The organism is Vibrio sp. FF145 (assembly GCF_041439075.1).
Classification (GTDB): Bacteria; Pseudomonadota; Gammaproteobacteria; order Enterobacterales; family Vibrionaceae; genus Vibrio; species Vibrio tasmaniensis_A.
In genome coordinates this window covers 56,666-69,315 of the sequence record NZ_JBGONH010000010.1, presented here as the reverse complement: position 1 = coordinate 69,315, position 12,650 = coordinate 56,666, and the positions used below count along the sequence as shown (strand labels likewise).

The following is a 12,650-nucleotide window of genomic DNA, read 5'->3' as shown; positions in this document are numbered from 1 at the left end:
TTACTGAGACCCAGATTCACATTTGAAAACTTCCGCAAAATTGCGGAGGTTTTTTTGTGCAACATTTCTTATACTTAGTTAATGTAATATTCACAGTTTATTTGGTTCATCTTAATTAACACAGGATGTGTTGATGCATTTAGCATAATTGACTCGGAGTCATATGAAGAAGATAAAAACGATAGACTTAGATATCCCTGACGATATGGCCTCCAGCTGGCAGAATATTGTCGACCTCTTGGCTCAAATCACTAAAGTGCCTGCTGCACTTATCATGCGTGTTCATACCAACTACATTGAAGTTTTCTCTACCAGCCACAGTCAGGATAACCCTTATAACAAAGGCGATTCTGAAACATTAGGAAATGGGCTTTACTGCGAAACGGTAATGGAATCTCAGCAGCAGCTTTTAGTACCCAATGCGCTTGCCGATGTTGATTGGAAAAATAACCCCGACACAAAGCTTGGCTTAATCTCTTATTGTGGCATTCCGCTATTTTGGCCTAACGGCGAATTGTTCGGCACCATTTGTATCTTGGACTCGAAAGAAAATCACTACACGCCTACCTATATTAAGCTATTAGAAAGCTTTCGCACCTCGATAGAATCTCAATTAAAAACCTTGTTTCAACACGCTAAACTCACTCAAATGAATCGAGACTTAAAAAGCCGCGTCGCGACTCGCACTAAAGATCTCGCGAGTCTTAATTATTCATTAAACCAAGAGATTGATAAGCGAAGAGCGGCAGAACAAGAGATCAATTTCCAAAAAAATCATGACCTCGGCACGGGCTTTTTGAACCGAAGTGCTTTTGAGTCGCGCTTAGATCAGAAGTTGTTGTCACAACAAAGGTTTACAGGTGGCTCACTCGCGGTAATCCATATTGGATTTACTAATGGCAGGCGCATTCAAGCTCGATATGGCTACAACGCGTTAGACCAAGTGCTGGTTGAATACCGACAACGCATCGACAGTATCTCTGATATTGAGGTGCTAACTGCGCGCCCTACTTCAGTTGACCTTGTGTTGGCGTTCAGCGTTAAAGATTTGCACCAGCGTATCGAAGAACTATGCCAGACATTGGTAAAAGTGGGTCATTCAGAATTTGACATCGGTAGTGACAAAGTTCATCTGCATGCCTTTATAGGGATTGCCATTACTGATCACGACGATGGTGCTGACAGCATTATCCAAAAATCTTCAGAAGCGATGCTGGCATGTAAAGATTCCGGACAGAAGTTCGCTTACTATTCTCAGTCTCATGCTGAAGAACAAAGTCATATCAATAAAATTGAAGGTTATTTGCTCCAAGCGGTTCGTAATGATGACCTTATGCTCTATTTTCAACCAAAAGTCTGCCCGTTGACTCACCGCTGGGTTGGTGCAGAAGCTCTACTGCGTTGGCGACACCCCGTTCTGGGAGATATCTCTAACGAAACCTTAATACACATGGCCGAGCAAAACGGGTTAATTTTCGAAGTAGGAAATTTTGCTCTGCGCAACGCGATTGAGCAAGCGAAAGAGTGGACCGAATACGTTGAAGATTTCAAAATAGCCGTAAACGTGTCTGCTATTCAATTAAAGAATGTTGATTTCGCAGACCAGATTATTCACCTGTTGGAAACCTATCACCTGGAACCTCATTTCTTAGAACTTGAAGTCACGGAAAGTTGCCTCATTGCAGATGAAGTCGTCGCGAAAAACACATTGGAATCGTTACACAACATTGGCGTTACATTGTCACTGGATGACTTTGGGACGGGCTATGCCTCATTTAGTTACCTTAAGAAATTCCCATTCGATACGATTAAAATTGATAAGAGCTTCATCGACCAAATGCTCAACTCACAGGAAGACTCGGAGATCGTTCGGTCTATAGTCCAAATCGCGAAAAAGCTCGACTTAAAAGTCACAATTGAAGGTATAGAATCGGAGGTTCAGGAGCAATTTATCATCAATGAAGGTTGTGATGTGGGACAAGGTTACCTTTATGGCAAGCCAATGCCGAGCCAAGAATTCGAACACAGCTTAATCAATCAAAACTATTTGGGGACAACTCGTTACGCTTAAAGCGAAAAAGAGCACTTTGTTTTGAATTTAGGCCTACTTTCTCTTTACTCTATAGGTGGTGATTTTTATAATCGCCGCCTTTCTGTTTTATCTTCCCTTTATATAGGCATTCCTCGTTATGGATCAGTTGACTGCAAAGCTTAAAAAGCTCGAAAAACAAAACTTCCGCGCATATCAACAAATTAAAGGTCAATACGACTTTGCTGATTTCGAATTACACATCGACCACGTTCAAGGTGACCCGTATGCATCATCTTCACGTTTTCGCGCAACACGCGCTTGGTCGTTAACAGGGTTAGATTGGCTTAAAGAAAAATCTTACGAATACCAAGTAGCAGCGCGTGATTTTATTGCACGTAGCTTCTCTGAATTTGCTAAGCAAGAAGCGACAGTGTCTATCGCACTAACCGGCCAAACTGTTTTGGATAACACATCTGTGGTTTTCACCGAGCACGGTATCGAAATTCGTTTTCGTATCAACCTACCCGCTGATGGTCGTAGTATTCTTGCAAAGAAAGCAATCAACATCATTACATTCTATTTGCCTAAGTTTATTCGTCGCGCAACGCTTGAACGCGAACTCAACATCGAAGCGATGATTAAGCATTGTGAAGCTGTTGAAGACCAAGACGCATTGCGTGCTCAATTGGAAGAAAACAACCTAGCAGCATTCGTTGCAAATGGCAGTGTATTACCTCGTATTGCAGGTAACTGCGACCTGCCAATGAAAGGCGCGGTTCCTTTCCTAGCACCAGAGTCTTTAAGTGTGACGCTAAACGCGCCAAACCAAGGTGATGTGACTGGCCTGGGTATTCCTAAAGGCATCACGCTGATCGTTGGTGGTGGTTTCCATGGTAAATCTACACTATTGAACGCCGTTGAACGTTCTATCTATAACCATATTCCTGGTGATGGCCGTGAAGGTATCGTGACTGCGACCGATACGATGAAGATCCGTGCTGAAGATGGCCGATGTGTACACAACTTGAATCTTTCAAACTACATCAACCATTTACCAATGCAGAAAGACACGTCTAATTTCAGCACACAAGATGCATCAGGTTCTACATCGCAAGCGGCTTGGTTACAAGAATCAATTGAAGCAGGCGTTCAAACGCTACTTATTGATGAAGATACGTCAGCGACTAACTTCATGATTCGTGACGAACGTATGCAAGCGCTAGTATCAAAAGGTGCTGAGCCAATCACTCCACTTGTTGACCGTATTGGCCAACTACGTGAAGAGATGGATATCTCTACCATTGTTGTAATGGGTGGTTCTGGCGATTACCTAGACGTGGCTGACACTGTGATTCAAATGCACGACTACCAAGCAGTAGACGTAACTGATAAAGCACAAGAAGTCATCGCTCAACACCCTACTCAGAGAACTAACGAATGTGAGACCGCATTAGAAACGTTTGTTCCTCGTTCGTTAAACCGTGCAGCATTGATGAATATTCTTACTGACGGCAAATTCCGAGTTAACGCGAAAGGCAAAGAGTCACTGCGTTTTGGCAAGGAATTCGCGGACCTTTCTGCATTAGAGCAGTTAGAATCAACGTCAGAAGTGAACGCGATTGGTTGGGCATGGTTCCAGTTTGCACAAACTCCAGGTTGGTCAAACAACCCTGCTAAAGAGTTTAGCGCTATCTTAAGCGATGAGTGGCACGTGAACATGCCAAACTACGGTGACTTAGCGAAACCAAGAGTATTGGATGTAATGGCCGCACTAAACCGTATGCGTAAATCTCAGTTCAAACCTTCGAACTCGAACTCCAACTCGAACTAATATGTCGCGTTAAGTTAACCTTATCTCGTATTACGGCTCTCATTTATGAGAGCCGTTTTTTTGCGTTCAATTCCTATATTTCTATCTGATTCGGCCACTCTTTACGTGACTACATTGTTGGTCAGCGCTTTAATCATAGAAATCCCAAAAATCATGACACAGCTTTGACAAAACTATGGCGATATTCAGATAAAGTTCCGACTCGATAGGTGTAACTAAATGTAACAGACTCTTGAGGCTTCAATGAATCATAAACGCGTTAAGATGCGTGACCATAAAATCGAAGTAAACCTATTCAAAAACCGTGTAATCGTGGCGTTTTGTGGGATCTTACTGCTCACTCTCGTCTTAGTCGCCAACCTGTACCGACTTCAAGTCGACAATTTTGAAAGCTATCAAACTCGTGCGGATGGCAACAGAATCAAAGTATTGCCTATCGCGCCTACTCGCGGGCTAATTTACGATCGTAATGGTGTGTTGCTTGCCGAGAACAAGCTTGTGTTTAATCTAACGATGATTCCCGAGCAAACAGATGATGTCGATACCATGCTCGCCAAGCTCGACAAATACATCCCGCGTGATGTTGAGCAGATCGCTCGATTCAAAAAACGTTATCACAACACGCGCCGTTTCAAATCTGTCACTATATTAGAGAACCTAAGTGAAGAAGAGATTGCTAAGTTCTCGGTGCACCAGTACCAATTTCCCGGCTTATCGATTGATACGAACTTAAAGCGCTTTTACCCAAATGGAGAGGTGCTGACGCATGTATTAGGGTATGTAGCACATATCAATGATAGTGACCTAAAGAAGCTAGAAGAAAAAGGCATCGAAGCGAATTATCAAGCGACTACTATTATTGGTAAGCTCGGTGTCGAACGCTATTACGAAGATATCCTACACGGAACCAAAGGCTATCAAGAAGTTGAAGTAAACAGCCGTGGCCGTGTTGTTCGGACTATTGAGTACGTGCCGCCAGTTGCAGGCAAAGACATAGTATTAAATATTGACCTTGAACTGCAAAAATATGTATTTGAGCAACTTGATCACCGAACCGGAAGTGCGGTTATCCTCGATCCAAAAGACAACAGTGTACTGGCGATGGCATCTAGCCCAAGTTATGACCCTAATCTATTTGTCGACGGCATTTCGAGTAAGAACTACCAACGTCTATTGAATGACCCTGCTCACCCGTTGGTGAATCGCACCACACTGGGCGTTTACCCTCCAGCATCCACCATAAAACCATTTATGGCCGTTGCTGGATTACAAGAGCATGTTATATCAGAAAACACCATTCGTGATGATCACGGTTCATGGCAAATTCCCGGTTCCAAACGCAACTCTAAATCATGGCGAGACTGGAAACGCTGGGGTCACGGTCCTGTTGACGTAACTCAAGCGATTGAAGAGTCGGTGGATTCATTCTTCTATCAAACCGCCTTTGATTTAGGTATTGACCGCATCTCAAGTTGGATGAATCGCTTTGGTTTTGGTGAACCTACGGGCATCGATATCTATGAAGAAAGCACCGCCAACATGCCAACTCGAGAATGGAAGATGATGCGTTATCGTACACCTTGGTATCAAGGTGACACCGTCCCTATTGGTATTGGCCAAGGGTATTGGACATCCACGCCAATGCAACTTGCCAAAGCAACCTCGGTACTGGTTAACCATGGGAAGGTAATGTCACCTCATATCTTGAGAGCTACCTTAGATCACGGTGAAGATTTTGATACGCAAAAACTTGTTGAACCTGAGCCGATGCTGTCGATCACTGAAGTACCAGACGAGATATGGGATGTACCTATTAATGCGATGCGACTCGTAAACCACGGCAGTCGAGGTAGCGGCAGACGTGCATTTAAAGGAACTGACTACACTAGTGGCGGTAAATCGGGAACAGCCCAAGTATTTGATCTTGCAAAAGATCAGGTCTATAACTCCAAGAAACTGGCTCGGCATTTACTAGACCATGCGCTTTACACGGCCTTCGCACCTTACGAACACCCTGAATATGTCGCGACTGTGGTCATCGAGCACGGTAATGGTGGTTCCAAGGTCGGTGCTCCTTATATCCGTAAAGTACTCGACTATGCATTCGAACATAAGAGTGGCGAAAGTAAAGATCACTCATAGCATAATAAATGAAGTTGTAACGACGCTTAACCTAGTAACAATACATAACCTAGTTACAACACATAGCCTAGTTACAATACAAGCGTAATGACGACAAAGCCCCACTTGTGTCACTCACAACATGGTGCTTTTCAATTTTATATATAGGGCTTAAATTTCACTCTAAAGAGTCAATAAACAGCGCAGTAAGAGTTACGTCGATCATGAACTTCGTAATACATGCCACGCTTCACAAAGCGTCTGGAATTTTGCCGTATTGCCCTCGTCTCTATCGGGATGCCACCGCAACGCCAGCTGTCGCCAACGCTTTCTTATTTCCTTATGCGTTGCGTCTACAGGGAGATCAAATAACTTCAATGCACGGTTTTTATCTAAATTGAGCGTATCAACGCCAACAAACTTTCTGTACCGAGTCCAAAACTCGTTCAGCAGCCTTTTGACTTCACCTTCATCCGCTTCATAGTTAGTCCAATTAGTGTAGTAGTCTCGAAGTGGCTCTTGGTGATCAATGCTGTGGCTATTTCCATGATAGCTTCCATTCATCAATTCAATATCCATTGCTTGAACTTGAAGCCAACCATCAGGGTGCAACGTTTCTTGAAGCTGATACAGCGCATTCATGATGAGAAAGTTCTTTTTAAATAACTCCTTCTCGGCTGCTGCATCTAATACAGGCATAAACCCAAGGTCGTTTAGATGAGCCGCCAGTGTGTGTACTTTCCATCCACTTGGTTTTCGCTTAAGCACTTCCATAATGGGCCAGAGCAAAGGGTTCTCCATATGGCTATGAAAGCTCGCTCTCACACCTTGATTATTCGACATAGTTGGCTCATTTGGGTTATTAAGTTGTTAGCTTGTTAGGCATGATGAATTGCCCTAGGTCAGTGGGCTGACTTCTCTTAATTGAAAGCGATTTTCTACGATTTGTCGAGCTTAATGGAACACCACATTCAATTGCTTGGCTCAAGAGCCCGTTATCCATCAAAATTACGCAGCTAAGGTGACCAGTAATTGGCTATGATTGGTTTAGCTCTTTGGAAAAACAAAAAAAGGCCAGCAATTTTGCTGACCTCTGATATCTATACCAATTTTAGCACAAGGAACTAGTTAATTAGATAACACCAAGCTCTCTTAGACGTTCCATTAGGTATTCATTTGCGGTGTACTTCTCAGACAGTACAACTTCCGGTTTTGGGTGAAGGAATAGTGGCAAAGAGATACGAGATTTCTCTTGGCGTTCACCTGATGGGTTAATTACACGGTGAGTTGTCGATGGGAAGTAACCACCTGATGCTTCTTGAAGCATGTCACCAATATTAATGATCATATTACCGAAGTCACATGGAACATCTAACCACTCGTCATTCTGAGCTTTAACTTGAAGGCCCGGCTCATTTGCTGCAGGAAGAACAGTCAGTAAGTTGATGTCTTCGTGAGCGGCTGCGCGGATAGCACCTGGCTCTTCATCGCCTTGCATTGGTGGGTAATGAAGAACGCGAAGCAGTGTTTGTTCGCTGCCATTAATCATTTCAGAAAGCGCGATTGAGAACTTCTCTTGTACTTCTTGAGGCGCATGTGCTTCAACCCAACCTAATAGTTCTTGAGCAAAAGCATTAGCACGTTGGTAGTAATCTAGAATCTGTTCTTTTAACTGTTCAGGAATCTGACCCCAAGGGTATACGTGAAAGTATTCTTTGATGTCTTTTACAGTGTGGCCCTTAGCAACTTCAGAAACTGAAGGTGGAAAATATCCATCTTGTGTTTCAACATTGAAGTGGAAGTTCTCTTTCTCTTCAGAAATGAAGAATTGGTACCAGTTCTCGTAAATTGACTCAACAAGCTCTTTTGGGATGGGGTGATTCTTAAGAACACCAAAACCCGTTTCACGTAGAGATCGAACAAATTGTTCTGCTGCGTCGTCAGCAAGGTAATCGACAGTTTCCAGTTTCATGACTTTTCTTTCTTGTTATGTAGTAATGCAATGATTTTAAGGATCGCTTTGTTGTAAATCAAACTTTTGTGAAACTCCGCCAACCGTTTGTCTAGATACTGGGCGATAACACTACTTTTCAACAAATCTAGTGATTAGAACGCAATTGAACACCGTTCATTATTGTGTAACTATACAAAAAACTTATAAAGGATCTGATGATGACAATTACGCCACTTGCTCAAAATAGACCTCTACTCTCACTAACTGCTGTCTATCTTGTTATCTTTCTCTTTTCAGCCTTTGCGCCATCTTCAAGAGCCGTTTGGATCGCTGAGATCGTCCCTGCTCTCGGTATTCTTATCGGGATATGGTGGCTATCCACCAAGCTCACCTTTTCTAAGACAGCTTATGCTCTGATGTTTATCTGGCTTATTTTGCACACGATAGGCGCAAAATATACCTTCGCAGAAGTGCCATTTGAATGGTTCAATAACCTTATCGGCTCTGAGCGCAATAACTTTGACCGAGTAGCCCATTTCTCTATTGGTCTTTATGCCTATCCACTCGCAGAGTATTTGATTCGTAAGAAATTGGCTCAGCCGATACCAGCCTGTTTCTTTGCCCTATTTGCGATCATGAGTGTTGCAGCAGGTTATGAAATTATTGAGTGGTGGTATGCAGAGATTGCAGGTGGTGATGAAGGTATCGCGTTCCTTGGCTCACAAGGTGATATTTGGGATGCACAGAAAGACATGCTGTGTGATACAACGGGTGCCATTGTCTCGCTATTACTGTTGCAACTTCAAGGACGAGTTAGAGCTCATTAAGCGCTAACCTTTCTTCTGAATATAAAAAACAATGTGAAATGCCACACGCATGATGTGTTGCGGCATTTTTTTTCTGTACTACTTCATAGTTACCTTGCCCCCCACAAACTTGTAGGCAGGCGTACCTCGAACCAAGGTATCTCGCGCAAATTCAATTCCGCATTCAGGGCACACACAAGGGTCTTTTGTGAAATCTTCGACTATACGTTCCTTAAAACACTTTACGAGCGCCCCTTTGCCGCCTTTCCGATATTTAAAAAGTTGCGTTTTGCATTTCGCACAGAAAATCTGAACCGTTTTAGTCGGTTGTTTTTTGTTTGGTTTAGCCATAGAAGTTAATGATTGAACCCTTTATTTCTTAAGTTTAGGTGCGACAAGAACCAAGCTTATCCCAAGTAAGATAACAGTCGATGAGATAATAAATTGCATAGTAACAGGTTCAGATAACAACAAAACGCCACCAAGTGTCGCGATAACGGGAACAGAAAGCTGTGCAATGGATGCGACCACTGTATCCAGTTTTTTCACCACGTAATACCACAAACTATAACCCACACCAGAAGCCACTGAGCCCGACAATATTGCGTAAATCAAGCCTTGTTCTGTGATGGATATTTGCGATGCCACATTAGGGATGACAAGTAACAAGCTTACTAACACAAGGATCACTAACGAGCTAAATGCAAAGTTGCAAGTAGTGGATTGCAACGCGTTCGTGGATTTCTTACCCGCAAGTGTATAAATTCCCCAACCTACTCCAGCCAGAGCCATCAATATGATGGAGGTTATATCGGGCGAACTTGTCGAATCCGTCGGCATGAGTAAGTAAACGAGCCCAGAAACTGACAACAAACAACCACACCACTCTAACAATGACATTCTATTGCCAGCTAACAGGTGTGCGGCAATCATCGTAAATTGAACCGCGACAAACAGAACCAAAGCACCGAGACCTGCACCAAGCTCTAAGTAAGCAAACGAGAAACCAAACATATAAACGAGGAGTGACAATATTGATGTGAATTGAAACGGTAATTTGAGCTTTGTCTCTACCGACTTGTCGTTGTTTACTAGCTCCTCTCTAGACTTAGAGTGGGAAGACAAAGTTAATAAAATCAGAAGTGTAAGGGCACCCGATATGATACGAACGATCGAGAAACTCAAAGGATCAATGGTTTGATCCATCAAAGCCCAACGACACAACACTGAATTGGCAGCAAACGCCACCAGCGTTATAAATGTGATCATCACCGTTTGCATCGTGTTGTCCTAATCAAGTTATCTCTGGTCTTAGTCAACGTCCGGTTTTACCCAAACTTGGCTAAAGTCGAACCAACCGAGTGCATTACACTTTGCGTTCTGCAGCGTACCGCATTGATCTTTGTTAACGCCTAACCAACAGTGGAACATTGGAATCAATTGATTGCTTTGCACCAATTGTTTACCTAACTGTCTTGCTGGGAATTGCTCGAATTCGCCCGAGCGCCAACGATCGATCATGTGACACCATTGATCGAAGTCTTCTGCCGGGCTAGATTCATCGAGAAAGCTGTAATCCATCAACCAGCCCGCTAACGCGTCATCTCTATTGTTAGCGATACCCATTGGATTAATCCAAATATCGACATTATCGGCGTGTGGAGGATCGGTTTCGTAACCATAAAGTTCAACGTCGACGTCATATTGCTTCAACACTGTAACAATAGCCTTCGCAAGTGTTGGAAACATTGGGTGTTGGCATTGGTAAGCCAATCTAATGGTTGGTTTCGCATTCGCTGGTGGACAAACCGGCGTGTTCAACTTGATGTCATACCAACCGGGCTTTATCCCATAAGCGTGTAACACTCCCAAATCGATAACAGTTTCTTTCGGAATGTGTACAAACAGATCGGCCGCATTCAAAGTATTAGATAAAAATTGCGCCCATGCAGGATCTTGTGCGATGCCCTTTTTCCGATTCAACAGTAGATAGGTACAGCCGGGATCAAGTTCGACTTCGTCGCTATCGCCGCGATCCGCCATTACAGGCTTAGAAAGACTTGGGTAAACCATTGAAGAGTAAGCCTCATCAACAACCCAAACCTCAACACGATCAATCAATGGCCTAAAACCAAAATATCCGTTAAAAGCCGTTAGCACGAGTTGCTTCTCATCGTTCTTTTCAATGCGATAAGGGCCAGTACCAATCGGTCGAATATCGTAGTCTTCACCACGTAAAATCATCGGTAAGGTGACTTTGGCAACAGATTCAGTCAGAGCGAGTGGGAAGTGTTTATCTGGTCGCGTTAAAAAGACATCAACCACACAGTTTGCCGGAGAAGAGACGTCTTTTATATGTGAGAACATATTGAGAGGTTCGAGTGCTAGCAGCGTATCCACAACATGATTAGTTAACAAAGGCTCTCCGTTATGAAAACGGACTCCGGGTCTCAAGAAGAATCGCCATTGATAATCGCTGATTTTTTGCCATGAATGAGCAAGATCGGGCTGTAATTGATCGTTCTCATCCAAACGTGTTAACCCACTGAATACCTGACAGGTAATATGCTGCTCAGATCGTCGCATCGACTTTGTCGGGTTAAGCATAGAAAGCGGTCGGTAATAAGGCAAACGAATAACCTGCTCACCTTCCTGGTATTGCACACCCAAGTAATTTTGAATAACTTGAGTCAGCTTGGCTGCATTGTGATCAAGCACTGACAGCGCTTGTCCAATTTTACCTTCTTGTAAGTAGCGTCTTGCTAAGTTTTCACTGACATCGCAACGATTCTGCTTAAAAATAAGTTGAGATAACTTGCCTCGCCCAGCCGCAGGTAACCACTCAATCCATCCTTCTTCTTCAAGCTTATTGAGTACCATCCGGGCATTACGACGGGTACAACAAAGCACATCCGTGATGTCGTCGAGCTGAACATCAGAATCTTTACCATCGAAGTATTCAAACAGGGTTTCAAATTGAACGCGAAGTCTTGGGCTGCTCATAAAGAGGAAAACTTATTCAAAGGACATTGAATTCAGTTTCCCTATTTTAAGACTTAAAATCAATCTTACTGATGTGATTTTCTTGCGATTTATTAGGTATGGTGTCCTAAGATTTGATTCAAATAGAAGGTCTAAGTACTTTTGCAGTATACGATTACATCACATCGCAGCCGATTTCATTGGCAATATCTCGAAGCTGCTGTTCGTTGTCTAATTTAATCGACCACTTGCATTCAGAACCATTGGCTGAAATGACATTTGCCCCTTTTCCTATCAGTTGGATTGCATCAACTTGAGCTTGTAGCGTTACTCTGTGCTCACCATCCAAACGAACGACAAGCTCATGTGCGGTTGCGATGATTTTCCCACTTTTAAACGTTATGACCATGGATTTCTCGGACTATTTTTAAATACAGATTACTTCTTATAAATACAAACACAGCTAACTAATGCTTAGCCTATTATCGCTTATGTTTCTTCACGGCAATAGTTAAACGACTTGTACAGACTAAGCGTTGACGCTCATCAGTGATGTTTATCTGCCATACTTGGGTAGACACACCCAAGTGAATAGGCTCAGCAGTACCGACAACATGGCCATCGCGCATTGATCTAACGTGGTTTGCGTTGATATCTAGCCCAACGCAATAGTAGCCTTCTGGAACGCAAAAATTAGCAGCCAATGAGCCAAGCGTTTCTGCTAATACAACCGATGCGCCGCCATGGAGCATACCTAAAGGTTGGTGGGTAAAATGACAAACCGGCATGGTTGCCACCAAAGAGTTGTCGTTGACCTCGGTGTATACAATATTGAGGTGTTCAATTAAGGTATTTTTCGAGGTCGCGTTGAAGATCTCTAGGTCAACGGGCTTTTTCCAAATACTCATGTAGGGTCCTTAATTA

General features: G+C 43.2%; 11 protein-coding genes. 4 read left to right on the top strand and 7 right to left on the bottom strand.

All coding sequences use genetic code 11. The features are described from left to right. Nucleotides 1-163: 163 nt before the first annotated feature. From ACED42_RS05860 to mrdA, 3 genes are all read left to right on the top strand, one after another. Entirely contained in the window at nt 164-2,071 is a 1,908-nt protein-coding gene (locus ACED42_RS05860; protein WP_371701812.1) for an EAL domain-containing protein, read from the top strand. A 118-nt stretch (nt 2,072-2,189) separates the two neighbouring features. Further along, the gene (locus ACED42_RS05855) at nt 2,190-3,863 is read left to right on the top strand and encodes an ABC-ATPase domain-containing protein (RefSeq protein ID WP_135384334.1); all 1,674 of its coding nucleotides are present in this window, start codon (nt 2,190-2,192) and stop codon (nt 3,861-3,863) included. A 243-nt stretch (nt 3,864-4,106) separates the two neighbouring features. Next, nucleotides 4,107-6,005: a penicillin-binding protein 2 gene (gene mrdA, locus ACED42_RS05850; RefSeq protein ID WP_371701810.1), complete on the top strand. Its 1,899-nt coding sequence runs from the start codon at nt 4,107-4,109 to the stop codon at nt 6,003-6,005. A gap of 201 nt (nt 6,006-6,206) precedes the next feature. Here the strand turns inward: mrdA and ACED42_RS05845 are convergent, their stop codons facing one another. Further along, nucleotides 6,207-6,827 (bottom strand): DNA-J related domain-containing protein, encoded by a 621-nt coding sequence (locus tag ACED42_RS05845; protein WP_017102142.1) that lies wholly within the window; start codon nt 6,825-6,827, stop codon nt 6,207-6,209. Between the two features lie 289 nt (nt 6,828-7,116). Beyond that, nucleotides 7,117-7,956, bottom strand: a complete 840-nt coding sequence (locus ACED42_RS05840; protein ID WP_009845327.1) for an isopenicillin N synthase family oxygenase — start codon at nt 7,954-7,956, stop codon at nt 7,117-7,119. Nucleotides 7,957-8,156: 200 nt separating this feature from the next. Between ACED42_RS05840 and ACED42_RS05835 the strand changes: the two genes are divergently transcribed. After that, nucleotides 8,157-8,765, top strand: a complete 609-nt coding sequence (locus tag ACED42_RS05835) for a DUF2238 domain-containing protein (RefSeq protein WP_029222769.1) — start codon at nt 8,157-8,159, stop codon at nt 8,763-8,765. A 78-nt stretch (nt 8,766-8,843) separates the two neighbouring features. Here the strand turns inward: ACED42_RS05835 and ACED42_RS05830 are convergent, their stop codons facing one another. From ACED42_RS05830 to ACED42_RS05810, 5 genes are all read right to left on the bottom strand, one after another. Beyond that, a complete protein-coding gene (locus ACED42_RS05830) occupies nt 8,844-9,095 on the bottom strand; it encodes a hypothetical protein (RefSeq protein ID WP_009845325.1) in 252 nt (83 codons plus the stop codon). A 21-nt stretch (nt 9,096-9,116) separates the two neighbouring features. Then, nucleotides 9,117-10,025 carry a DMT family transporter gene (locus ACED42_RS05825; RefSeq protein WP_017100541.1) on the bottom strand — a complete coding sequence of 303 codons (909 nt, stop codon included), beginning with the start codon at nt 10,023-10,025 and terminating at the stop codon, nt 9,117-9,119. A 30-nt stretch (nt 10,026-10,055) separates the two neighbouring features. Next, nucleotides 10,056-11,747: an SgrR family transcriptional regulator gene (locus ACED42_RS05820; protein ID WP_371701808.1), complete on the bottom strand. Its 1,692-nt coding sequence runs from the start codon at nt 11,745-11,747 to the stop codon at nt 10,056-10,058. Between the two features lie 154 nt (nt 11,748-11,901). Then, a complete protein-coding gene (locus tag ACED42_RS05815) occupies nt 11,902-12,135 on the bottom strand; it encodes a DUF3389 domain-containing protein (protein WP_009845322.1) in 234 nt (77 codons plus the stop codon). A 73-nt stretch (nt 12,136-12,208) separates the two neighbouring features. Further along, on the bottom strand, nt 12,209-12,634 hold the full coding sequence (locus tag ACED42_RS05810; protein WP_009845321.1) for a hotdog fold thioesterase: 426 nt from the start codon (nt 12,632-12,634) through the stop codon (nt 12,209-12,211). Between the last annotated feature and the right edge of the window lie 16 nt (nt 12,635-12,650).